Here is a 25,476-nt window from a genome sequence, read left to right as displayed (position 1 = left end):
ATTCCTTAAAGATTAAGAACTTGTTCGTAGGAGGAGGCCAGATCGAGTTTTCCATAGCCCATTCGTTTGTTTGGGAACTGTATTCCGGGAATCTGCCTGGTTCCTCTGGTTAAAAAGTTTTTGGTCCCGGGGGAATTTGGAGCCCAGGGGATATGATAGCGAATCATCCATTCAAAGAGAAGGGCAATGCTGCCGGCCGTGCAGGCGGCTGCGATACTGCTGCCTGTTGCCGTAGAAAAACCGTGATGTAAATTGGGTACAAGGATGTTGACGCCGGGAGCCGCCAGATCCGGTTTCGTGTCGTATACATTGATGTAACCCCAGCTGGAGCCGTTATATACATTGCCGGTCTGCAGATCGTAGGCTGCGACAGAAACAATATTCCTGACACCGGCCGGTTTAACCAGTGAATAGTCCGGAGTGGGGCGCATGAAGCGGGTATCGCTGCGCAGAAAATTCCTGATAGGAAGCTTCATAAAATAATCACTGGTATCATAGGCCTGCTTATATACCGTAACAGTCCAGATCCCAGGCATAGGATTCTTAAACTTAACCTGAATGATCTGATTCCCGGAATTTTGCTCGGACATCAGATAATCAATCTGAAGAATGGTTTGGGAAGTAATAAATTCATGGGACAGTGTACCCCGGCCCCGGATATGCAGCTTTGGCATAGTTTCACCAAAAGGTGTCTGGATGCTGAGCGAATATATATTAGGAGGCTGCCCCCAGAGCTCAAGAGTGAATCCGTATTCCTGCCCGACGAGGATTTCTACATTTTCACGGCCAAGGCTGTTGTTGATATTGCCAATATAGGTAGTCCCTTCCAGTCCTTCATTTCCTATGGCGCTCACAATGGAGAAGCCTTCGGTCTCGGCGAGATTTTCAATATAGTGTTCAAGCGGATTGCGCAGCGTTAAGCCGCCGAGGCTGGTTCCCAGCCCGATACAGATAACCATGGGTAAGCCCAAACGAACAGCGGCATTTCTCAGGTAAGAAAGGGCCATCATAAGATCAGTGGTCTGAAAGGCCAGCATATCCGGAGCAATACCATAGTATTCTTTTAAATTTGCTTTAGCTTCTTTCAGTTTTACAATCACCAGCTGGCTTCCGGGAGCCATTCCGGAGAAAGCATCTGCCGACTGCCGGTTCCCGGCAGCGATTCCGGCCAATTGTGTCCCATGTCCGATGGTATCCTTGCTGGGAACTATTTCAAAAGGATTCTCATGATTTAAGGCTTCATTAATCTGCTCCCTGGTAAATTCGGTTCCATAGGGGAGATCGGGGTGATATGTTTCGGCCGGAATCGTCTGATCCCAGATTGAAAGGATCTTTGTCCGCCCTCCCGAATCAATGAAAACCGGGTGAGTGTAATCAATTCCGGTATCAAGGAAACCAATTAATACCCCATTTCCGGTTACATCCAGATTAGACTGGTTTTGGATAAAATCGCTTCCTGATTCATTTAAGGCTGAAATATCCATAAGACCATAGCAATGGGGAATTTCATAGTAATTATAGTATCCTAAATTCAATGGCGGATTGGTTTTCCGATCTAAAAAATGAATTTTATATTTGGGATTGGGTGTAACCGAAAGGGGATTTTGTTCCATACGCCCTTCCTGAAAGACGCTGGCATTTGGATCGAATATCAGATCCAGATAGTCATTGCTGTATATTGCGTCCTGCAGTTGATTTTGTTCATTAGTCATAGAGCTCCTTTGGCGGACGTTTATTATAATATATTATGGGATTGCGGCAGATATACATCGGTTATCCGCAGTTTACTGCCCGCAGTGTTTCCCTTTGCAAAAACAGCAATAGTATCCTATAATAGAAACAGATTCCCGGCAAATATCAGAAGCAGAACGAGCGCTTATGCAACAGACACAGAAAGGAAGGTCTTTATGGGATTAATCAGAGCGGCAGTGCAGTCGGCGGCATCGGTAATGGCGGATCAGTGGGAAGAATATTTCTATTGTGATTCGATTCCGGCCAATATCCTTGCAGTAAAAGGAAGCAAGAAAACCTCCAGAAGAGGTTCCAATAAAAAAGGGAGCGAGAACGTGATATCCAACGGATCGGTTATCGCGGTAAATGAAGGACAGTGCATGATGATTGTGGATCAGGGGAAAGTGGTGGATGTGTGCGCCCAGCCCGGAGAATACATTTATGATGCGTCCAGCGAACCCTCCATCTTTTACGGAGATTTGGGAGAGAATGTGAGGCGTTCCTTTGAAACCTTCGGTATCCGGTTCGCCTTTGGCGGAGAGACCCCCAAGGATCAGAGAGTATATTTTTTTAACACTAAGGAAATCGTTGGAAATAAGTACGGAACGGCCAATCCGGTGCCCTTCCGCGTAGTGGACAGGAACATTGGGCTGGACATTGATATCGCCATCCGCTGTCATGGGGAATATTCCTATCGCATGGTGGATCCCATCTGTTTTTATGTGAATGTATGCGGAAATGTGGAAGTGGCCTACTCCAGGGAAAATCTGGACAGCCAGCTCAAAAGTGAGCTGATGACCGCCCTGCAGCCCGCATTTGCCAGAATTTCCGATATGGGTATCCGTTACAGTGCCCTTCCGGGACATACGGACGAAATCGCATCCGCTTTGAATACGGTGCTTTCGGAAAAATGGGTGAAGCTCCGGGGAATCGCCCTTGCATCCTTCGGCGTAAGCAGCGTGAAGGCCTCGGAAGAGGATGAGGATATGATTAAGCAGCTGCAGAAGGCGGCTGTGCTGAGAGATCCCAACATGGCGGCGGCGACGATTACCGGCGCTCAGGCAGATGCCATGAAGACGGCGGCGGGAAATAAATCCACAGGCCCCATGATGGCCTTTGCGGGCATGAACATGGCCGCTAATGCAGGCGGAATCAATGCAGGGCAGCTATTCGAAATGGGACAGAAGAACCGCCAGCAGGAGGCTTCCGCACAGCCTTCGCCGGCCGGAGGGCAGGCGTACACGCCTGCGAATACGCCTGCGGCGGGAAGCTGGAACTGCAGCTGCGGGGCCGTGGGTAATACCGGAAAGTTCTGTTCCGAGTGCGGAAAGCCCAGACCTGCGGAGGAAGGCTGGGTATGCTCCTGCGGAGCGGTGAATAAGGGCAGGTTCTGCTCGGAATGCGGGAAACCCAAACCGGCAGGAGCCCGGCTTTATAAGTGCGATAAATGCGGCTGGGAGCCGGAAGATCCGGCCCATCCTCCTAAATTCTGTCCGGAATGCGGCGATCCCTTCGATGAAAGCGATATAAGATGATATAAGATAAGGAAACGGAATAAATAAAAGAAAGCAGAGATATCCGAAGAGGAAAGCGGGAGTTTCCCGCAGACGGATATTTCTGCTTCTTTTTTTATTTATATTAACGGATAAAGTTGGTGGTACTGCCTGATTCCGGCTGAGGAACAGAGATTCCCGCTTTTTTGCCGGCTTCGATACAATGCAGCAGCCAGGCCATATTCCGCGCCAGATTGCGCATGGTCTGTAGACCTTCCTTGTCCTGCAGCACCTCTTCCGGAGTGTTTCCGTGTACCATGTTCCAATAAGAAGAGCCCACCAGCGGCATACTCGATATGGTAAAGTATTTATTCAGCTGGTCAAGGGTTGCGGTGGATCCTGCACGGCGGCAGCTGACAACGGCGGCTCCGGGCTTATAAACCATGTTTTCTTTGCCTGCAAAAAACATCCGATCCAGGAAAGAGGTGATCGCGCCTCCGGCGGATGCATAGTGAACCGGCGAACCAAAAATAAAACCGTCGGCTTTTGCAGCCTTATCAAGGGCAACATTTACCTGATCCTGAAAAACGCATCTGTTTTTTCCGGCACAGCCTCCGCAGCCCACACAGCCCCGTATGGGGTCGCTTCCGACCTGAAAGATTTCCGTGTCGATTCCATTTTCATTCAGCACGCCGGCAATCTCAGAAAGTGCGGTGTAGGTACAGCCTTTTTCATGAGGGCTTCCGTTAATTAATAATACTTTCATTGTTATGTACTCCTTTCGCTGCAGTCAGTGGATTCGATATATTAAAAGAATACTACCGAATCATTTATGTTTTCTCCCCATATAAAAAACACTCCCTGAGACACATCGCTGAGAGGTGTGGGAGTATCTACCATTTACAGTATATGCATAATCTGTAAATAAATCAATAACAAAATAAAAGTTAATAAACACAGAGGCCTTTCCGTATTCACGAAAGGCCTGTACCATTTCGATTTTTAAGTTCCGAAAGAACATGATACCGGCTTTCAGGGAACCGGTTATACCTTTGCATTCTCCTCCCAGGGAAGCTTTTCCCAGGAAAAAACCTCCATATCCTCCAGGTACATCTGGTTTGATATGGCATCCAGAAGCTCCAGCTCATTCATAAAGGGATGCGAACCGGTTTCTGTCTGCAGTACACCCTGCCATGTATGATGTGCACAGGCGGATATCGTTATTTTAAATGTGTATTCCATAAAATATCACAACTCCTTTTTTCGATTTTCTATATTTTCAGGGGCCATCTGTTGTCTGTGAATGAAAACAGTTCACAGGCCTCATGCCTCATGTTTTACCGAGCCACGGGCTTACCTCAAAGAAACGGGTCAGAGCCTGTTCCATCTTCTGATAGGTAACCGGCTTTGTGGAAAAATAGGGAACGCACAGCCGATATGCCTGAACACCGAAATCCAAATCGGAAAACCATATGATTTTCCGGGACAGGAGTCTGGCGCTGGTAATAGTATTCAGTCCATCCACGCTGTTCTGGGCCACAATGACAACATCCGGAAGAGACTGTTTTACCATACCTTCAAGCTCCGGCCAGTCCATGCAGCCTGCAATCTGTGCATCCTTCTTCTTTTCTTCAAAATACTGCCGGACAAATCCCATCAGCTGCTCCCGTTCCGGTTCATCGCCGTCACAGATAATTACATTCCACATATAGGCCTCCTTTCCACCTCCACGGTTTTCTATATCTTCAAGATAGAGGAAATGAAGCCGATTTTCAAGGAGTTGGCCGGAATTTGCACTTTTTGGCCGGAACCTGCGTTGCAGAAAAAGAATCGTTCCTGTAAAATAATATTAATGACTCAAACTTCACACATACCCTTCGCCCCTCAGGCCACTGCTTTCGTGGCTGCTGCCCGGTTTGGATTTCCTCCCTTCCCTCTGCGCCGGACGTGCAGGAATCCTTACAGGGGACACTTTCGTTCGGATAAACACGCAGCGGTACTAAGGCCGCAAAATACGCGGCCTAAGGACCGGCGAGTTTATACGCCCCTTACAGGAAATCCTGCACGTCCGGCGCAGAGGGAAGGGAGGAAATCCAAACCGGGCAGCAGCCATGAAAGCAGTGGCCTGAGGGGAGAAGGGTATGTGCGAAGCTTGAGATATGAAAGTTTTATGTACCAAGGAAGGAGACTCCGGAAATGAGAGTCGCTATTATAGATGACTTAAGTCTTTGCAGGGAAGAAATGCGGAAGTGTCTGTACCGATACCTGGAGGAGAATTATGCAGGGGAAGAACCCGTAATAAAGGAGTTTGCCAGCGGTGAAGAATTTTTATCCTGCTTTGTGCCGGAGGTATGGGATATTATTTTTATCGACCAGTACATGACCGGAATTTCCGGGATTGATACGGCGAGGAAAATACGGGAAACGGACAGGCTGGTGGCGCTGGTATTTGTCACTACCAGCGAAAGCCATGCCATTGAGAGCTATGGCGTGCGGGCATGCGGATATCTGCTGAAGCCTTATCTGTATGAGGACTTTGCAAGGACTATGGATCTGGCCGGACTGGATAAAGTACGGAGCGCCCGGTTTATCCGGATGGAGGAGGAAAAAATCCTTCTGCATGAGATACTTTGGTGTGACAGGGATGAACATTATATTCAGGTACATACGGATAAGCGCGGTATCCTGCGGTTCCGTAACTCTTTCAAGGAGTTTGCGGATATGTTTGACACCTATCCCCAGTTTTTAAACTGCTATAAAGGCTGTATCGTCAACGCGGAACGGGTGGAGAGAATAGACGGCCTGGATTTCCTGATGGATAATGGAGTGAGAATTCCGTTTGCAAGACGGGAAAAAAAGAAATTGGAAACGCTGTTCAATTCCTATCTGTTCAGAAAAGAAAGGGAGGATGCTCTGTTATGATGAAGCTGATCGATATTCTGATGATACTGTTGTTTCCGCTTCTGGATTCCCTTCCCTTTGCTCTGCCCCGGTATTGGCTGTTCCGTGACAGACTGCGCCTGCCCTTTCGGTATATAGTCCTGCTGCAGAGCATTCTGGCGGCAATTTACAGCGTCGTCTTTTATGCTATTAACCGGGGCGGTTATGCGGCGGCGGAACAGTGGACTACAATTACACGCTATAGTTTTTTGCTGGTTTATCTGATCCTTGCGTTCCTTCTGATCCGAGACAGTTTTTCAAAGCTGATGTTTACCTGGCTGTTGTTTCTGGCATGGCAGTTCTTTGTGTTAGGAAATGCGAATTATATTGAAAGCAAGTTCTTCTGGGACTTTTCCGATCAGCATCCGTATCTTGTATATAATGCTGCGCGTATAGTGATCTATCTGATAACCTGTCCTTTCCTGTTCCATTTTTTCAGCCATACCATTGCTGATGCACTCAAAATCAATGATAAAGCCATGTGGAAGAATTTTTGGAAAATCCCTTTGTTTTCCACACTGTTCGGCATGCTTTACTGTACGGTGACTGACGTATATGCGTACGCCTCCTGGCAGTTTCTTGTTTCCCGTTATCTCATGCTGTTCGGCGCCTGCTATGTCTCTTTTGTGACGCTTCAGGTCCTGGAAGTCTCCCGCACCCGGACGCAGCTGGAGGAAGAATTGAAATATGCCGACAGGAGCCTTCAGGCACAGAAGAAACAGTTTGACGGCCTGGCCACCCATATGGATGAAATGCGCAGGGTCCGTCATGATCTGCGGCAGCATCTGGCCGTGGTGCAGTCCTATATTGATCGGGATGATAAAGCAGGGCTTGCGGATTATATTGATCTCTATAAAAGTCAGATGCCTCCGGATACAAGGGAGCGGTATTGCCGCAATGATGTGGTTAATGCTATTATCTGTTATTATGCATCCCTGGCGCGGGACAGCGGAATCGAATTTGAAGCGGGAGTGGATTATCCGGATGACTGCCCCGTATCCGATACGGATATTACAGTGCTGTTGGGAAACCTGCTTGAGAATGCGGTGGAGGCCTGCAGACAGGAGGCGGTGGAACGCCGGTTAATAACGCTTCGGGTAAAGCGCCGCGGCAGCTCCTCCCTTCTGATTCTGGTGGATAATACCTGTGTGACGCCGGTGATGTTTGCGAATGGTATGCCGCTTTCCTCAAAAAAGGAAGGGGGCGGAATCGGGACGGCTTCTGTGAGTGAAATTGCCGCCCGCTACGGAGGAACCGTACAGTTTGAACAGAATTCAGAAGTGTTTTATGCATCTGTATTACTTCAGATTGTGCCAGGAAGTAATTAATTATTCTGCTTTGACATAGTTTGTAATTCAGAAATGAACAGGTGGGGGTTGAGTAAAAGATTAATATATTTTATGTCCAAAATTGCCTTCCACACCTTTTGCATGGAATGTAACCATTAGCTTTTAGTCTTTCAATTTCCATTAACTGTGGGTTTATTATTCCGCTACAGGTAGGAATTGTATGAAATTTTTTACTGTTTTTCGTAATCCACACACAATTTGTCATTTTTATCGAAATATTTATTGCAGACTCTATATAGGATATATCATCAGAATATAATTTCACATGGCGGTTAATTTCTGTTTGAAGGGAGTCTTTAATTATATTTCCAGGCTGTTGATAAGCAAAAACATCCATAAGTATTAATAGTTGAGAAAGGCCATAGCTTGTTTTTAAGTGAAACATTGTATCTGATAAGTTTAAAAATTCCGGTACAAATGAAATGGATTTAGAATGCTTAGACATGAAATTATATATACGTCCACCATGTGCAGCCGTATTTCTGTAATCTAAAAAAATGAATAAAGAGTCAGAAAAGAGTTGTTTTATATCAGAAGTTATTTTTTCCTGGGAGATGCCATATAGTTTTGAGATGAGTACACTTTTCTCTTTATTTTTAAAAAGCCTTATGTAATTAATGAGTGTACTGAAATAAGTTCCCTTAAATAAAATCCAAGGCGGTACAATGCCATATTTTTCCCGATAATATTTTATTGGATCCTTGTCTGAATAAACATTTTGCTGCAAGGTGCTAAGGATACCTTTTAGACTGAAGCGGTCACGGGTAACCTTCCTGTCACGATAATGATTCCATTTTAAGTATTCATTATTATCAATTCCAAAAGATTCTGCAATTACATCAGCGGTAACGGCCCGTAAATGTTCCTCTAAGTCGAGCATGGCAGCCATAATTGAATTGCGAAGGTTATGATCTAAAGTGAACAAAGAAAAAATTTGTTCAAAAGTGATCCCGGTTTTATATATTCTTTTCCCATTTTTAGTTTCTGTGTAAGGCTCTTTGTAGCTGTTAATAATATTATAAAAACCATATCTCTCAATTTTATTAAGGGCAGAGATTTCATCATTAATTATTAGGTTTTTCTTTTTTAATAATTCCAGTTGTTGGGATGGAGTAGTGTATACAATATTTTTATCCATAGTAAATACCTCGTGCAACAAAAAGAGCCTGGAATAAAAATTCCAAGGCTCCTTCTGTGACCGGACTCCAGTCATTCGCTAATTAGCTACATTATAATTGTATGTCAGAACCTTGTCAATATATTCATTATTTTTTATTATACCGTATTTTGGGTATCGTTTTGATGGATTTGCAGAGAACATGAGAAAGTGAGGAGGCGGCAGGCACCGTCCATTGGGCTTGCCTAATTCTTAAAAGATTTAAAAGCTGATGTGCAAAACATAACAAACAGATATGAATTTTTTGAAATTTATTATATTATAATTTATTGCTTCCCATTTTTCAACTACAAGTTAAGCTTTAGAGACAAAGCGGCAGCTACCATATTTTGTATAGAGACTACAGCATAGTGATATATGCATAAGAACAAGTTAATATAATTAACAGCAAATCAGTAACATGATGCCTGTTATATTTACGTATAAAGTACAGAAAATCCAGTGTTTATGCGGGTTTTCAATCTTATTACAATCTTAATGCCCTCATAATCATTCTTAAGACTATCTTAATACCGGGGATGCTATGCTTAAACCAAGAAAAGAGTTTAGGCTGGCATCCTCTTCCTGTGAAGAAATAAAATTTACGCAGGAAAAAAGCAAGGAGGCGATTATGAAATGACTATTTTAACAAATATTTTGCTGCTTACAGCATTAACGGCTTATCTGCTTATTGTAGGCTTCGTATTTACCGGGCAAATGAATGATATTCTGAAAGGCTATCATTTCAGGCCAAAGGATGCGGCGCCGGATGATGATTACGAGGTCCTGATAGGCGGAGAAGGAGAACTGGCCATTCTGTTCGAGGAGAAACTGAAGGAAAACGGCGTCAGCTGCCTGCGGATTCCCGAATTTGACAGCAAGGCAAGGGAAGAAATGATGGCAGTTTCCTCACGCTGGCATGAGGTGGCGGGTGCGCCGGGAATGGCGGTGTTTGCTTTAGACGGTTCCGATTACCATAACCTTCTGCTGTGCGGTATGGCAAACCGTATGGCAGGAGCGGAGCAGCTGTACGGAATCTGTAATGAATCGGGAAACCGGGGGATTTTCCTGGAAAACCGGATACGGGTTCTGGAAAAGACCGGTGCAACCCCGGAGGGACTGTATCATCTTTTTATGAGGCAGTGCACGGGAAACGGATAGACAGCGGATTGTGCGGAAATAAGCGGAAAGCATGACTGGCCGGGGAGTATCTCCCGACAGAAATATAGCAAAAGGAAAAGGATAAGAAAATGTTTCATTATATCAGAAAAAAATTGACACAGGCGCAGATTATTGCGTTGGGATATTTTCTGGTAATTGCTGCGGGAACGCTCATTTTGATGCTTCCCATAGCCACAAAAAGCGGTGAGATGGCTACGCCCCTTACCGCTTTGTTTACGGCGACAAGCGCTACCTGCGTGACCGGCCTTGTGGTGGTGGATACCGCTTCCTATTGGAGCCTGTTCGGACAATGTATTATTTTGCTGATGATACAGGTGGGCGGCCTGGGATTTATGACTATAGGGGTATTGTTTGCTATGTTCTTAAATAAAAAGATATCCTTGAAAACAAGGGGTATTCTGCAGGAAAGCATGAATACCAACCAGGTGGGCGGCGTAGTGCGCCTGGTGCGTAAAGCTCTTATCGGGACGGCGGTTATTGAAATGGCAGGCGCCCTGCTCCTGATGATCCGGTTTATCCCGGAATTTGGTTTCGCGCGGGGGATTTACTTTGGGATTTTCCATGCGGTGTCCGCTTTCTGCAATGCAGGCTTTGATTTGATGGGAACCAGCAAGGGACCTTACTCCTCTTTTACCGCATATGCAGATGATGCCTTGATTAACGTTACCATTATGGCTCTGATCGTTGTGGGAGGCATCGGATTTTTTGTATGGGATGATATCTGCCATAATAAATTTCATATAAAAAAATATAAGCTTCATACGAAAATAGTTCTTTCCTGTACGGCAATACTTATTGTAGGCGGGGCTTTATTTATCTATTTGTTTGAAAAAGACGGTCTGATGGCGGGGATGTCTGCCAGAGAAGCGGTCCTTACCTCTGCATTCAGCTCTGTAACGGCAAGGACGGCAGGTTTCAACACGATAGATACGGCAGGCCTTACCACCAGTTCCAAAATGCTTACGGTGCTTCTGATGTTTATCGGCGGAAGCCCCGGTTCCACAGCGGGAGGTATTAAAACGACCACCATTGTGGTGCTCCTTATTTATGTGTGGTCCAATCTCAGGGGAGCCAGAGGCTGCAATATCTTTGAACGGAGACTGGAAGACGATGCCGTAAGAAAAGCGAGTGATGTGGCGGTAATCAGCCTTTTTATGGCTGTTGTGGCATCCATCGCCATCCCTTATTTCCAGCCCCATCTGCTGATGGAGGATGTGGTTTTTGAAGTATTTTCTGCAATAGGCACTGTGGGGATGTCAACAGGTATCACCCGTGATTTAAGCGCGGCCAGCCGGATTATCGTTGTTCTTTTAATGTATTGCGGACGGATTGGCAGCATGTCCTTTGCCCTGTCCTTTATGGAACGGAAAAAAGTGGCGCCGGTGAAGCTGCCGGAAGAAAAAGTTATGATAGGATAAAGGATAAAATGAAAACTGTACTGATCATAGGAATGGGCAGGTTTGGACAGCATTTATGCCGTAAAATGCTGAAACTGAATAATGAAGTGATGATTGTGGATCGAAATGAGGAAGCAATGGAGGATCTGCTTCCCCTTGTTACCAATGCCAAGATTGGAGACTGCACCAATGAGGAAGTCCTGCACAGTCTGGGTATTGGGAATTTCGACCTTTGCTTTGTCTGTATCGGGACTAATTTCCAAAGCAGCCTGGAAATTACCAGCCTGTTAAAGGAAGCGGGAGCCAAATATGTAATCAGCAAAGCCACTCGTGATATCCAGGCCAAGTTTCTGCTGCGCAACGGTGCGGATGCGGTAGTGTATCCGGAGAAGGATATCGCGGAGAGGATAGCCGTGAGATACTCCGCCGATAATGTGTTTGACTACATTGAGCTGGATGAGGAATATTCTATTTATGAAATTCCGCCTTTGCGGGAATGGATCGGAAAGACTATCGGGGAGGTGGATTTCAGGGCAAGGCTGAACAGCAGCATCATAGGCACCAAGCTTAATGGAATCACCAGCTTTCTTCCGGGAGCCGATCATGTATTCCGGGCGGATGAGCACCTGATGGTAATCGGCAAGAAAAAAGATATTGATAAAATTCTCAAACATCTATAAAATAGAGGCAATATGAAAGCTGCGGAAAGCACGGCAGGCGGTTTGAGGAGGATACCAAATGAAAAAGAAAATGGAAAGGTTTTTCGGAACGCATCAGCTCCGGTATGCCTGCCGGCTGGCAGGCATTATGCTCATTACCTCTCTGTTTTCTTTTTTGCTGCACTGGCTTGGGATAGGAAAAGAAAATATACTCATGCTTTTTATCGTAGGGGTCCTTCTGGTGGCCTACTGCACAAACGGCTATCCGTATGGAGTGACCGCGTCGGTGGTAAGCGTGATGGTTTTCAATTATCTTTTTACGGAGCCGGTGCGAACCTTTTCCATTTCCAACCAGGATGATGTAATCCTTCTTCTCTTTTTTCTGGTGGCCGCATTGATTTCCTCCAATCTTACCGTCCGCTTCCGAAAGCAGGTGGAGGTTGCCCGGAAAAACGAACAGCTTGCGGAACAGCTGACCATGGAACAGGAACGGATTAAGTTCGCCATGGAAAAGGAACAGATGCGCAGCAATCTCCTGCGCAGCATATCCCATGATCTGCGCACGCCCCTGACCGGGATCGCCGGGGCGAGCAGCCTGATAGCGGAGTCCGGGGACAAGATGGATCCGGAGAGCATTATGAGTCTCGGGAAGGATATTAATGAGCAGGCGGACTGGCTGATACAGCTGGTGGAAAATATATTGAATATGACCAAAATCGACAGCGGCAAGCTGGTGGTGGAAAAGAAACCCGAGGCTGTGGAGGATGTGATCACCAATGCCCTGGCCTATGTGAAGGGCAGGAGAAAGCAGCGCAGAGTGGAAATCGATATCCCGGAAGAAATGCTGCTTGTGAAAATGGACGGCAAAATGATTGTCCAGGTTCTGATTAACCTTCTGGACAATGCGATTAAGCATACGAAAGAGGATGGAGTCATCCTTATCAAGGCCCAGAAAGAGGATAAGGGTGTCTGGTTTTATGTGGAGGATGACGGAACCGGTATTGAAGAGAAGATTAAGGAACGGATATTTGACGAGTTTGTAACCTTCCGCCCGGTCAGCCGGGATACCGGTAAGGGGATAGGCCTGGGGCTTGCCATCTGTAAGGCAATAGTGACGGCCCACGGAGGCACGATAGATGCCTCCAACAGGGAAGAGGGAGGCGCCAGCTTCCGTTTTTTCCTGCCATTTGAAGATAGGAACGGAAAGGACAGCAGATGATGGAAGGTGTGGAAAAGGAAGTAAACGTCCTTATTGTGGAGGATGATAAATATATATCGAATTTTATTTGCATGAGCCTGAAGCAGGAAGGATACCATTATCTGAAAGCAGATACGGGCAGGGAGGCTATTGGTTTAAGCTATGCCAATAACCCGGATGTGGTGATCCTGGATCTGGGCCTTCCGGATATGGACGGAATGGAAGTGATCGAGCATATCCGCAGCAATTCGGATAAGCCTATTATAGTGGTTTCCGCCAGACAGGAGGAAACGGAAAAAATAAAGGCCCTTGATCTGGGAGCGGATGATTATGTGGTGAAGCCCTTTCATATGGGAGAGCTTCTGGCGCGTATCCGCGTGGCTATCCGTAAAAGTGAACAGAACGGCGGCGGAAACGAGCTGGGGGAAAGTTTTGAATGCGATTACCTGCGCATTGATTTTGTGAAGCGTATGGTCTTTATTGACGATAAGGAAATCCATGTGACACCTATAGAATATAAGCTGCTCACGCTCCTGGTGAGCAATCGGGGAAAGGTCCTGACCCATAATTATATCCAGAATAAAATATGGGGGTATGGGGAAGGCGGGGATCCCAACAGCCTCAGGGTATTTATGGCGACGCTGCGCAGGAAAATTGAAAAGGATACCACTAATCCCAGGTTTATTATTACAGAGGTGGGGGTAGGGTACCGGTTTTCGGAATAGTGAAAATTAGTGGTTCTGAGATAAAAACGGGCCTCACATAATAAATGATATATTATGTGAGGCCCATTTTTCAGTTATCTTCTTAGAAGATTTTCACTTTTTTCAGATTACCCATTCCTTCTATCCTTCCAGTATTTTAACCTCGAAGTCTTCAAAGGCTGCCTGGCCGAGTTCTGCAAACATCCCAAGATATGTTCCGGTAAAGGTCATCGTCTTTGTACTTTCCGAACACAATCCTACGGCAAGCCCGGTTCCCAGAAGAATATAGTCCTTATCATTCAGACTGTAGTAAAAAGAATACCTTTCACCATCTGATTTTATTTTAAGGGAAATATTTTTTGTATCCGGTATCTGGGCACTTTCCGTAACCACAAAAATGTCATGTATATGCTTTGCCAGACATACTTTGCAGCAATTGGCCTCATGGGTTATGTAAATCTCGTAATGGTAAGAATCATTATAAAAGGCTGTTATTCCTGCCCTTATGTTTTGATGCTGTTCCAACAGGCTGACCCGGACATGGGTTTCCGTATCAAAATCCTTCTGTCTGATACCAATCCAGGTGGGGCTGTCTGCATCATTCAGTGTTACCCTTGTTCCCTTCAGGATAAGGCGTTTATTCTCTGTATCACGAATATAATTTTCGGTATGAGGATTGCGCAGGTAATTATAATGAAGGCTGAATGCTTCCATACTGAAATCATCAAGGAAATTTCGGTCAACTGCAAAGGGAGGTTCTCCCGGAAGCGGTCCGTCCATTTCGAGGGATATCAGCCCGTTATCACCCACAATCGGCCATCCGTCTTCACTCCATTTTACCGGGGCAAGAAAGGTTTCCCGTCCCAGATGATGAAGCAGCAGACGATTAGGAGCAATACCAGCAGGCCTCACACCAAGACAGACAAGCCACCAGTTATTGTTATGATCCTGCATTAATTCTGCATGGCCCGTACAATGGATTTCCGCCCGCATATCTTCTTTGTGAGAAAGAATCGGGTTATGGGGACAGGCTTCATAGGGACCGTAAGGGCTGTCCGCTCTCTGCATTGTCTCCATATGTCCATATTCAGTCCCGCCTTCTGCCAGCATAAGATAGTATTTTCCGTTGATTTTATATAAATGGGGCCCTTCCGGATAGCTTCCCCCGCAGCCATGGCTGATAATAACGCTTTCTGTCAGTTTTTCGCCTGTATACGGATTCACTTCACATAAAAGAATTCCCTGTCCCAGTTCATCCGAACCGGTGGAAGTAAAATATACCTTTCCGTCATCATCAAACAGCAAAGAGGGATCAATGCCTCCCTGATCAACCCAATGGGGCTCCGACCAGCCGTTCTTAATATCTTTTGTGTGTACTATGAAATTTCCGCCTGAACTCACATTAGTTGTTGTCATAAAAAAGACAGAATCATGATAGCGCAGGGTAGGAGCATATATTCCTCCGGACGAGCCGCAGTGTTCTAAATCAACCTGCTCTTTTGAGGTAAGGCAGTAGCTTTCCAGAGTCCAGTTAATAAGGTTTTTACTGTGATAAACAGGAACAGAAGGAAAAAATTCAAAGGTTGAATTAACTAAATAATAATCTTCTCCCACACAGCAAATGGAGGGATCCGGATTATAGCCTGATATAATGGGATTTTTATAGTTCATATTATTCTCCGTTCTTTTTTGCCATAAATTCACTGAACTGGCGCTGATATTCTTCTACATATTTATCAAGGCCTGCCTGTTTCAGTTTTTCAATTGCCGCCGGCAATGCTTCTTCATAATCGACAAAACCGCTGGAAATGGGATTCAAATATTCCTGTTCAATCGCAAGAAGCTGGGCATATTCCGTTTTAACAGGTGTCATATCAAAGGCGAAGCCGATATTCTTCTGAAGGATGGAATCTTCATCCCAGTTCTTAAAGGTTTCGATCTGTTCTTCCGTCGCATAAGTAGGATATCTTTTAAAATTAATGTTATTGGGCATCCAGGTATCAAACAGATTTTCCTGGGTAATTCTTTCTACCTGCCCGTCTTCTGTCAGCTTATAATCTTTGTCCTTAACACCATAAGTGATAAAATCAACCCATTCCTGGCTGCTCTGCAGTAAATCAATAAGCTTAACATAGCCTTCCAGCTCCGCACCTTCCACATTGGCGCTTACGGCAAAAGCGGTGGTATAAGTTCCTCTGGACATAAGCGGTTTCCGTTTTTTATCACCGAGAAAGAAGTTCTCAAAAACAGCATTTGGCGTGGACTTCTTAACCATATCCATGAATTCAAAAACCGTATTGTTGGTACCGGATGCAAACAGCCCATTTCCATTGACAAATTCCGCATCCCCCTGCGAACTGTTTGATAACAAATAGCTGGGTATAATTCCCATCTGGTTCCATCTTCTTGTTATTTCACACATCTGTCTGTATTCTTCGGATTCATAATAGCTGTAAACCGAATCATCATCAACTTTGTTCCCGTCTGTCATTACAAAATTGTCAAGCTTCAGCACATTCACATCAGAAGCAATAGCAGCGTTCAGATTCAAAAGGTTCATGCCGCCTCTTGAAATCCCCACGATTTCAGGATACTTTTCTTTGGCAAGCTGATAGAATTTTTCCACATCCTCTATGGAATCCAGGCTGTCCATGCCGACTTCATCCATAATATCCCTTCTTGCCGAAATAACATAATTTTCACCGGCATTCGGGTTATTGCCCATCGGAATGGCATATACTTTACCATCTATTGTCCATACGTCAAAGGCACTATCACCTCCGCAGTATTCTTTGATATGTCCTGCATATTTATCGACTGCATCTGTCAGATCGGCATAATATCCTTTTGAAATACATTTGGACAAATAGGCAATATCTGTATAGGTTGCAAATTTTTCTCCGGAAGAAAGCATCAATTCAGATTTTCCGCCGGCATATTCTGACCAGGGCAGATACTGTATGGTCACATCAACGTTAATCTCATCAAGGACTCTGTCGTGAAATTCATTTTCGGAAAATTCCCGCATTCTTTGAGATTCATCCCCGTACAGAATCAAGAGCGCTTCTGTGGGTTCCGCTTTTGCAGTTTCTGTTGAGGAGACAGTGTTTTCCGTGCTTCCTTTACCGCAGCCTCCCAGCAGCAGCGCTAATGCAGCTGCTGCAATTAATACTTTTGCTTTTTTCATACTCATAAAACCCTCCTGTATAATTTTTATTAATCAGCTGATCAGCTGTCTTAACCTTTTAATGCACCTACCGTTACCCCTTTTACAAAATACTTCTGTATAAAAGGGTAACATAATATAATCGGCCCGATTGCAATGCAGGTAATAGCCATTTTTATTGTCTGGGTCGGCAGTATTACATGGGATGCCATGGCTCCTGTAGGATTGGATGCCAGATATTGAATATTGGACATCATTTTATATAGAATATACTGAATGGAAAACAGGTTATCTTTATTTATAAGCATCAGCGGAAGATAGAAATCATTCCAGTATTGAAGCGCATAAAATAATGCAATGGTCACAACTCCGGCTTTGGATAAAGGCAGAATAACCTGAAGTAAAATACGGAAGTGCCCTGCGCCGTCTATTTTTGCGCTTTCCACTAATTCATAGGGCAGCCCCTTGAAAAAATTTCTCATCAGATACATATTGAAGACATTCATGCAATAGGGCAGAATCATGGCCCACATGTTGTCTTTAAGCCCCAGATACTGTGTGCAGATTAAATACCAAGCCAGCATACCGCCGTTAAACAGCATGGTAAAATACGCAAAGAAAGCGAATTTATTCCCCATTTTAAAGTCTCTGACGGATATTACATAAGCATATGTAATGGTTACGAAAAGGGAAATCGCAGTCCCTGCTATCGTATTTATTATGCTGATTTTATAAGCATTTACTAGTTTTTTGCCCTGTGTGAGAAATACATACTTATAGGTATCCAGTGTCAGGGATTCCGGGAACAGCCTGAAGCCGTGTGATGCTACTTCTGCTTCGCTTGTAAAGGAACCGATGACGGCAAACAATATAGGGAAAATGCAAAAAGCAGAGATTACAGTTAATAAAAAATAAAATAGGACCAGCAGCAGTTTATCCTTGCCCAGTTTTTTCATTTCATCTTTTCTCCTTAAAATAATGTGGATTCACTGTCGAATTTCCCTGCAATTTTATTTGCAGTTATTACCAGTAAAAAGCCGAATATGGACTGGTAAAGGGAAATTGCAGAGGCAAAAGCCATTTCTCCGTTTCTGACGCCGCTGCGGTAAACAAACACATCAATCAAATCTGTCATTGGCAGTAAAATAGGATTCAGATTTGTCAGGCCGATGATCATATTCAGGTTTCCTCTCAGCATGTTGCCAACGGAAAGCAAGAACAAAATTACTACGGTTGGCTTTATTAAGGGAAGCGTGATCTTCATAATACACTGCCACCGGGTAGCCCCATCCACATGTGCGGCTTCATATAAAGAGGAATCAATTCCGGTCAGAACGCCATAATAGATGATGGAATTATACCCGCAGCTCTGCCATGTGTTAGCGATTACCAGTAAAAAGCCCCATGCTCCCGGATGAGAATAAAAATCAAAGGTTTGTCCCGTTACGGACAGCAAAAGCCGGTTTACAAGGCCTGTTTCAGCATTCAGTAAAGAGAACATAATAGCGCCCATAACCATCCATGATATAAAATACGGAAGAAACATGATGCTCTGGGAAATCTTAATAAACTTTTTGCTTGAAATCTCACTGAGCATTATGGCAATTGCCACAGAAAGGATTGTGCCTGCCAGAAAGAAAAGCAGGTTATACATTACAGTTAATCCCGTAGCACGCATTGCCGTGGATATATTATTAAAGAAAAACTGAAAATTTTTGTATATGGGTTCTGCCCAGGGACTTTTATAGATTCCTCCTTTGAAGTTGTACTCCTTAAATACAAGGATAATGCCTGTCATTGGCAGATAGGAAAACAGCAGTAAGGCGATAATTCCCGGCAGGGCCAAAATATATAATGGCCCGTCCTGCCTGATTGCCATTCCTATTGGCCTTTTTTTCTTTGGAATAATTTTTTTCTTACTCATTTAAAATAATAACCATCCTTCCCGGTAGCTGAATTGTCTTTTCTTTTCCAGTCTCCTCATAATAATCTGTCTGTCATCCGGATAGCACCATTATCAAGTTGCCGATCGCATAATTCAATAAAAAAAATACGCAATCAAAACAGAAATAAGCTTTTTTCCTGTTTTAACTGCGTACTAATTTTATATTTTTTATTATTTTTATAGGATTTTTCTGTAGCCGGAAGGTGTAAAGCCGTATTTTTTCTTAAATTGAGCGGAAAAATAGGAAAGATTGGAAAATCCGCTTATTTCTGCCACTCGTTTGATACTGATTATGGAATTGGCCGTCAGCAGCTCTTTAGCAAAGGAAAGCCGTAAATCGTTTATGTATTCAGGAAAGGTCATACCCACAAATTCATTGAACAGTTTACTGTAGTAAGAGACGGAGATATGAAACTTTTCGGCTACCTTATCCACACAGATATCCGGGTTTTTGTAATTCTGCTGTATATAGTCTAAAGAATCCACAACCTGAATACGAAGATTTTTTTCTTTCACAACCTTATTCTCCAGGCAGCTGTTAGTAATTAATTGTTCAAAAAAGCGCTTAAGCTGGTTTTGATCCTGCAAAGCAGCGATTTTCATATAATGATCCAGATATTTTTCCTGCCACTCCCTGTTATTCAGCGGAACCTCATAAGATAGCTGGGAAATCTGCACCGCAAGTTCGGCCAGGAAATGAAGCTGCCGTGCAAAGGAATAGGGACTTATACTCATCAATAGTTTTCTTATTTCAATTACAGCGGATTCTTCTTCGCCTTCCCGGATAGCGCGGAGAGTATCCTGATAGAATTTGACAGGAATCACGTTATCATCCCTGCAGTTCATATCATCCTCGGACATGACGGTATCACTTTGGCCTAACAGGTTTGATTTGCGGAGCATATATATTTTTTTATAGGCTCCGGGTAAATCTTCTTCCTCTTGGACTAAGGAGGAAACCGCACAGAAAATCCGATTGCCGTTTTCTTCTTTATCACATATTTCTTTCAGGATTTGTACGATAAAGGCATGATCGGAAATCCGGTTTATCCATCTGGGTTCCTTGAGTAAAATAAGAAAGGAATCCTCTGACTTATCTACAATAACGGATACTTTGCAGCCCTGGACTGCGTTTTCCAGCAGATGGCAGATTTCCATGGACAGGATGCCTGTACGGCTGCTGTCTACATATTCCTGCCAGAATAGAATAAGAAGACAATGCTCATTCCGATCCTTCAGTTTTAATATATCCGGTATACCGTCCTTTTCATCCGGGCTGTTCAGATAGCTCAGAACTCTGTCGGAATAATATCCGGCCGACATCATACCGACCTGATATAATATTTTGTCACTGGTTATTTGGGTACGTTCCCTGCTGTAAGCCTCGCTGCTATCTGTAAACTCAGCTTTATCTTTAAGTACCTCCATAAATTTTTTGAATGGGAAATAGACACATCTTGCCATAGCGACGGAGAATCCAAGAACGGCAATCAGAACTCCCATAAAAATCATATACATCATTCTGCTGGCTTCTGACATTTGTGCTTCCTGTACATGGAAATCCTGGAGCAGGACAAGAAACTCACCTCTCTGTTTGCTGGGCATGCTGTTATAAATATAAGAATTTCCGTCAATTGTTATTTTGTTGTCTTTCTTCAAGCCCTGCTGATTTTCAATACTTTTCCAAAGTTCAGTTTCTTCCTTTTCCGTAAAATTATCATTTTCCAGCAATGGGGTCCCTGAATTAGAAAATATAATGATACGGCTTCCGGATACATCCGATGAAAATAATTCATTCTGAAGCTTTCTTAAATTAACCATGAAGACAATTCCCCGTTCCGGTTTACCGTACAGCATACCTCTTTCGGTCAGAAAGATACATAATTTCCGTTCTCCGGACGGAGACTGCAGGACAAAGTGTTCCATATCGTCTTTAGACTCGGATAATCTTTTATTCACTTCTTCCTGCTCCTGCATATCCGGGTATTTTGTCCCCACCTGAACATGGAAGGTATCATTTTTATAAAAGCCGACATATTCAATTACTTCATTATATACAATCATATTCTGCAGATATCGGCTGAGTTCATAATCACGCTGAAAATCACTCGTATCCGAATAGATATAATTTTTAATCGCAGGTTCATGATATGCATTTTTCAGCTGGGTATGATATAAATCAATTTTGCTGTTATATACCGTATCAATCTGCTTCAGTTGCTCGATTCCTATTGCAGAGACCTGTTCCTTGAAATAAACATTGAACCATGAAAAAACACCTGCTACCATTAATATAAGAGCAAGTCCTCCCACCAGTACGTAGCTGACAAACATAATGCCTCTGTATGACTGGCTGGCAAAATCCAGTCGCTTCCAAACACCCTTTTCTTTTCCCCTCATGCTGTATCCCCTTAATTTGACATAAATATATTTTTAAATTATAACATGAGGCTTATATACAGACATTATCATTTATATCTTATATTTATAATTTTATATGATTTGGCTTATAAGGGCTTTTTGATAATAAAATTGCTCCCATCCGGGAAACAGACATGAATCGGTCTGCCCGGATGGGAGCACATGGTACAATCATATGATTTTGTTTTTTACAGAGTCACGTTAATCTTGCGGTCAATCCTGCTTTTTCTTAATAGAAAGCAATACCACTATAATTACCACCACCAGAATCAGCAGAACACAGGAGGCGATGAGAACAACAGCAATCGTTTTGCTTTCCGATGTCTTCCTGATCTCCTGTGTGTCAAGATCCTTATGAGGAACGGATTCCGGCACTTCAGAGGATTCCTCCATACTTTCCGAGGGAGTTTCCGTTTCCTGTGTTTCCGTATCACTCTCACTCTCTGTTTCCGCTTCTATTTCTGTTCCCTTATCCTTGGATGTAGGGGTATAAGTGGTGTTATTGGAGGAAGGAGCGGATATATCCCAGGAGTTGCCGCCGCCGGAGGTACCGGAACTGGGAGGGGTTGGTACAGGAGCGGTCAGGGAAGCATTTACCTTGGCATAAAGCTCACTTAATAATGACAGCGGATAGTAGACACGTCCCTTTTCGAAAGCGAGGGCAGTCTGTGCAGGAATAATTACCGGCTTTCCTCCGTCCCATCTGACAATTAATGCCACCTGAGGATTCTCCCGCAGGGCGGCCATTACGGATTCCGGCATTTTGTCATAGGTTACCGCGTTTACATTCACCGTGTCACCGGCCTTGGCCTTCTTAATCAGATTCGACACATTATCCCAGAAATCCTTTTCATAGTCAGGGACATAGGTGTTGGAGGAAGAATTATTGTCATTGTTTTTATTATCCGATGAATTATTCTGGCCGGAGGATGTATGAGGATCCTCCGCTTTCTTAATATCCTGATATAAGACGGTAAAAACAGAGAATCTGTCGGTGGCAACAGTTATGGTTTTGCCGCTGCTGTCCTTATTCGAAAGAATATCCGTGGAAGAACGGCTGTTGCTCTGCTCATGGACAGCAGCAACATAAAAGGTTCGTTCATATCCGGAAGCAGGAGCCTTGATACCCTTGGGAACAGGGAATTTGAGGGTAAGAGGATACCTGGGATCTGTGAGGTAGGTATCATTGGTACCCTCTGGTTTGGTAACCGACTTTTTCAGGCTGATATTGTAACTGTCAGTAATAACCGCATCTTTTTTCGCCGCTTTTATCATATCCCTTTGCTGGGTATTTAAATTCGTATCCTTCACATCAATACTGATACTGAGATGAGAGACTGTACCGTCCCTTAATCCCTTCGCATCCTCCAGAGTCATGCTGTCCAGCAGCGCTGTATAGTCGGATATGCTTACAGGTCCCTTATTATCGATATCAAATTCTATTTTAGGATGCTTTGCCAAAGTACGATAAAATGCCAGCAATGTATCCTGGGAAACAGACGTAGTCCGATTAGCAGAAAGAGATCGATACTGAATGATTGCATCCAGATAGGCATTTCCCTGATCAGGTGTCATTTTATCAGAAGTTATTACAGGAAGGCTGCTAAACATCTGTTTCATATCATCACTGTCCAATTGCTTAAAGGATACAGACAGCTTATGCTCCTGGGAATCCCCAGCGGGGGCATTCTCTATTTTATAAGAATTATCTTTTACTTTGCCCGTAACATCAATATTATCCAGGGTAACTGTCCCCAGCTTATAACCCGGATCCGGGGTGAAGGTAAACAGAATATCCTTTCCTTTTTCAACGGTTACGGTGCCGTCCGGAGATACCTTCCCCCTGCCGCTTGTACTTACATTGATTGTATAAAGCGGTGCCGCAGTTCCCTGAAGGGTCACTTTTCCGGCAGCAGTGCTGTAATTGATTTTATCTTTGGGAGTAAATGTCCAGGAATATTCCTTTTTCCCTTCCTGAATAGTCTGATTCTCATCCCACACAATATCACCGGGAGTACTGCCTTCGCCCAGGCTCAAATCGGGGAGCTGACCATCCACAGATACCGTTCCTGAAGAAACTATGGGCTTAACAACAGACGATACCTGCCTGATTTTTACATGATAATCATGGCTTTCTTCATAAAAAGCCTTATCATCCCCCTTGACAAAAGCCTGAACCTTAACATTGCATGTGAAATCTGAAGAATTAGTAAATTCCAAACTATTCTTATCATATTCAGATTCTTTATTGTGAATACCAGTGTTATCTGTCCATTCCCAGGTATAAAAGAAAACAACATCCCCGTTCACCGCATCCTTATAAGCCTTAGCCTTGGGATGACTGGCCGTAACGGTAAGGACGGCCTCAGATTTATCATAGGTTTTATTAATGTCGCCGCCGAAACTGATTGCCGGTTTCGTAATAGATTTGACTGCTACCAGTAAATTCCCCTTCACAAGGGATGCAGGCGTTACGGAATTTGAGCTGTTCAATTCCGTGCTCCATTTCCAGGTATAGTCTCCTTCAAAGCTAGGCGACGGCAGCTTATAATCCTTATCATTAATCCAGGAACGATTATCCTTCATTACATAAGTAAGAGGCATATTATAGAGGGCCGCTCTGTTCTTTGCTGCAGTACTGCCGTTCTCATCCTGAAAATAAAGAGTAAGCGGATAGGTAAGCTTGTCCTGGTTAACAATAGAGAGCGAAGAAAGATTATGATAAGAAGTTTCGTCAGGACATATGGCGGCAGCAAGATTCTTCATATCTCCAAAAGCCCCCGTCCCATAGCTGCATTTACCCGAAGGAAAATAAACATAGGAGAAACCGGTGTAAGAGAAAGCGTTTTCACCTACTGAAGTAAGGGTCGCCGGCAGCCTGAGCGTACCGGTTAAGCCTGTACAGCCTAAGAAAGCATTATTCCCGATGGAAGTAATGGCTGCTTTAGAAAAATCAAGAGATACAAAGTTAATGACATATTGAGGATAGTAAGCCGGCATAAATGCATTAGGTCCAATTCCTGTGACTTTAGTCCCATTTACAGAAGAAGGTATCGTCAAAGATATTTTCAATTCTTGTGTACCAAGGCTCTGCAAATACTCCGGATTAACCCCGGTTATAATCCCATTTTTGTCACATACAAACATTTCTATTACAGAAGGATTGGATGAAGTATTATCATTCCCATCCGTCTGAGAATTCTCTGTCGAAGTGCCGGATGAGGTATCAGTGCCTTCAGGTTCCGTCTGAACGGAACCATTTATAGAATCACTATCTGTCCCACCGGGCGGATTATCAGCCAAAACCGTCAAATTTCCCGTAAACAATGCAAACGCAGCACTGACAGCCAATAAAGTAAAAAAACGTTTTAACCCCTTCATTATGGACCCTCCCCTCTTCCTATATAAATATCAAAATTACTTCCTTATACTACCATTATGGGCTATATAACACCAAAAAACAATGAAGTTAATCTTAAGATTCCTATAAGATTTCATGACATACTTCTATTTGCGCCTGCCTCCTGCCAAAACCATTCCTGCCCCTGGGTGGAGTCCGTATTCTCTGCCGTCCTGCGGGCCTCTCCCCTTCCGTCTATGCCTGGGGTGCCGGGGCTTCTGTGTCTGTCGGGACATCACGCCAAAAGGGTGATATTTCTTACAGCTTTCTTCTTCCCTTACACTGTCTGCCCTTAGCGGCGTTGTCTGACGAAGGAGTTCAGCCGCGTTGACAGAGTAAGGGAAGAAGAAAACTGTTAGAAATCTCCCCTTTTAGCGTCTGGCCCGGCGGACACAGAAGCCCCGGCACCCCAGGCATAGACGGAAGGGGAGAGGCCCGCAGGACGGCAGAGAATACGGACTCCACCCAGGGGCAGGAAACCTTTTCGCTACCGAACCCCACAGATACCAGCCCCCATTTTAACATAATTTTAACACCAAACCCATTTCTCTAACCCCATCTTTTTACCCTCTTTGCTATACTTCATCAGGTAATCAGGAAATTTAAGTTATGAGCATGCCGCACGCTGCGGCGGAAGGGAGACAGATATGGATATACTGATTTGGCTTATAGCGGCAACAGGAATTGGTATGCTGATTTACTATTTTGTTATTTTACTGAAGGGAGAAGACAGGT

At 44.1% G+C, this 25,476-nt stretch carries 19 protein-coding genes; 8 read left to right on the top strand and 11 right to left on the bottom strand.

The features are described 5' to 3' along the window. Positions 1-5: 5 nt before the first annotated feature. Entirely contained in the window at positions 6-1,712 is a 1,707-nt protein-coding gene (locus tag BLA28_RS05100; RefSeq protein WP_069156210.1) for a S8 family peptidase, read from the bottom strand. Between the two features lie 195 nt (positions 1,713-1,907). Between BLA28_RS05100 and BLA28_RS05095 the strand changes: the two genes are divergently transcribed. Beyond that, positions 1,908-3,266, top strand: coding sequence for an SPFH domain-containing protein (locus BLA28_RS05095; RefSeq protein ID WP_069156619.1), 1,359 nt, complete (start codon positions 1,908-1,910; stop codon positions 3,264-3,266). A 103-nt stretch (positions 3,267-3,369) separates the two neighbouring features. Here BLA28_RS05095 and BLA28_RS05090 read toward each other — a convergent pair whose 3' ends face one another. From BLA28_RS05090 to BLA28_RS05080, 3 genes are all read right to left on the bottom strand, one after another. Then, positions 3,370-3,990 carry a flavodoxin family protein gene (locus tag BLA28_RS05090; protein WP_069156209.1) on the bottom strand — a complete coding sequence of 207 codons (621 nt, stop codon included), beginning with the start codon at positions 3,988-3,990 and terminating at the stop codon, positions 3,370-3,372. 278 nt (positions 3,991-4,268) lie between these two features. Continuing rightward, positions 4,269-4,466 (bottom strand): hypothetical protein, encoded by a 198-nt coding sequence (locus BLA28_RS05085; protein ID WP_069156208.1) that lies wholly within the window; start codon positions 4,464-4,466, stop codon positions 4,269-4,271. An 88-nt stretch (positions 4,467-4,554) separates the two neighbouring features. Beyond that, a complete protein-coding gene (locus BLA28_RS05080; RefSeq protein ID WP_069151626.1) occupies positions 4,555-4,932 on the bottom strand; it encodes a response regulator in 378 nt (125 codons plus the stop codon). 488 nt (positions 4,933-5,420) lie between these two features. Between BLA28_RS05080 and BLA28_RS05070 the strand changes: the two genes are divergently transcribed. Together BLA28_RS05070 and BLA28_RS05065 are read left to right on the top strand one after the other, a co-directional pair. Continuing rightward, complete coding sequence (locus tag BLA28_RS05070; protein ID WP_044970881.1) at positions 5,421-6,146, top strand: LytR/AlgR family response regulator transcription factor; 726 nt, start codon at positions 5,421-5,423, stop codon at positions 6,144-6,146. Further along, positions 6,143-7,492, top strand: a complete 1,350-nt coding sequence (locus tag BLA28_RS05065; protein WP_176726806.1) for a sensor histidine kinase — start codon at positions 6,143-6,145, stop codon at positions 7,490-7,492. Before BLA28_RS05070 ends, BLA28_RS05065 begins: the two co-directional genes overlap by 4 nt. Before the next feature lie 70 nt (positions 7,493-7,562). Here BLA28_RS05065 and BLA28_RS05060 read toward each other — a convergent pair whose 3' ends face one another. After that, positions 7,563-8,651 (bottom strand): Abi family protein, encoded by a 1,089-nt coding sequence (locus BLA28_RS05060; RefSeq protein WP_069156206.1) that lies wholly within the window; start codon positions 8,649-8,651, stop codon positions 7,563-7,565. Between the two features lie 654 nt (positions 8,652-9,305). Here BLA28_RS05060 and BLA28_RS05055 point away from each other — a divergent pair. The 5 genes from BLA28_RS05055 (at position 9,306) to BLA28_RS05035 (ending at position 13,830) form a co-directional block, all read left to right on the top strand. Further along, positions 9,306-9,830 carry a hypothetical protein gene (locus BLA28_RS05055; protein ID WP_069156205.1) on the top strand — a complete coding sequence of 175 codons (525 nt, stop codon included), beginning with the start codon at positions 9,306-9,308 and terminating at the stop codon, positions 9,828-9,830. An 89-nt stretch (positions 9,831-9,919) separates the two neighbouring features. Beyond that, positions 9,920-11,269 (top strand): TrkH family potassium uptake protein, encoded by a 1,350-nt coding sequence (locus BLA28_RS05050; protein WP_069156204.1) that lies wholly within the window; start codon positions 9,920-9,922, stop codon positions 11,267-11,269. An 8-nt stretch (positions 11,270-11,277) separates the two neighbouring features. Continuing rightward, a complete protein-coding gene (locus BLA28_RS05045) occupies positions 11,278-11,928 on the top strand; it encodes a potassium channel family protein (RefSeq protein ID WP_009255949.1) in 651 nt (216 codons plus the stop codon). 58 nt (positions 11,929-11,986) lie between these two features. Next, positions 11,987-13,126, top strand: coding sequence for a sensor histidine kinase (locus tag BLA28_RS05040; RefSeq protein WP_242877664.1), 1,140 nt, complete (start codon positions 11,987-11,989; stop codon positions 13,124-13,126). Next, positions 13,123-13,830, top strand: coding sequence for a response regulator (locus BLA28_RS05035; protein ID WP_069151630.1), 708 nt, complete (start codon positions 13,123-13,125; stop codon positions 13,828-13,830). The genes BLA28_RS05040 and BLA28_RS05035 overlap by 4 nt, the downstream gene beginning before the upstream one ends. A 120-nt stretch (positions 13,831-13,950) precedes the next feature. Here the strand turns inward: BLA28_RS05035 and BLA28_RS05030 are convergent, their stop codons facing one another. From BLA28_RS05030 to BLA28_RS05005, 6 genes are all read right to left on the bottom strand, one after another. Then, entirely contained in the window at positions 13,951-15,480 is a 1,530-nt protein-coding gene (locus BLA28_RS05030; protein WP_069156203.1) for a glycoside hydrolase family 43 protein, read from the bottom strand. A gap of 1 nt (position 15,481) precedes the next feature. Next, positions 15,482-17,002, bottom strand: a complete 1,521-nt coding sequence (locus BLA28_RS05025) for an ABC transporter substrate-binding protein (protein ID WP_081329853.1) — start codon at positions 17,000-17,002, stop codon at positions 15,482-15,484. A gap of 44 nt (positions 17,003-17,046) precedes the next feature. Further along, a complete protein-coding gene (locus BLA28_RS05020; protein ID WP_069156201.1) occupies positions 17,047-17,931 on the bottom strand; it encodes a carbohydrate ABC transporter permease in 885 nt (294 codons plus the stop codon). 14 nt (positions 17,932-17,945) lie between these two features. Then, positions 17,946-18,899: an ABC transporter permease gene (locus BLA28_RS05015; RefSeq protein WP_069156200.1), complete on the bottom strand. Its 954-nt coding sequence runs from the start codon at positions 18,897-18,899 to the stop codon at positions 17,946-17,948. 198 nt (positions 18,900-19,097) lie between these two features. Then, entirely contained in the window at positions 19,098-21,320 is a 2,223-nt protein-coding gene (locus BLA28_RS05010) for a helix-turn-helix transcriptional regulator (RefSeq protein ID WP_069156199.1), read from the bottom strand. A gap of 234 nt (positions 21,321-21,554) precedes the next feature. Further along, entirely contained in the window at positions 21,555-24,722 is a 3,168-nt protein-coding gene (locus BLA28_RS05005) for a leucine-rich repeat domain-containing protein (RefSeq protein WP_069156198.1), read from the bottom strand. Positions 24,723-25,476 lie beyond the last annotated feature (754 nt).

Origin of the sequence: Eisenbergiella tayi (genome assembly GCF_001881565.1) — a bacterium.
Classification (GTDB): domain Bacteria; phylum Bacillota; class Clostridia; order Lachnospirales; family Lachnospiraceae; genus Eisenbergiella; species Eisenbergiella tayi.
This window is presented reverse-complemented; position numbering and strand designations above follow the sequence as displayed.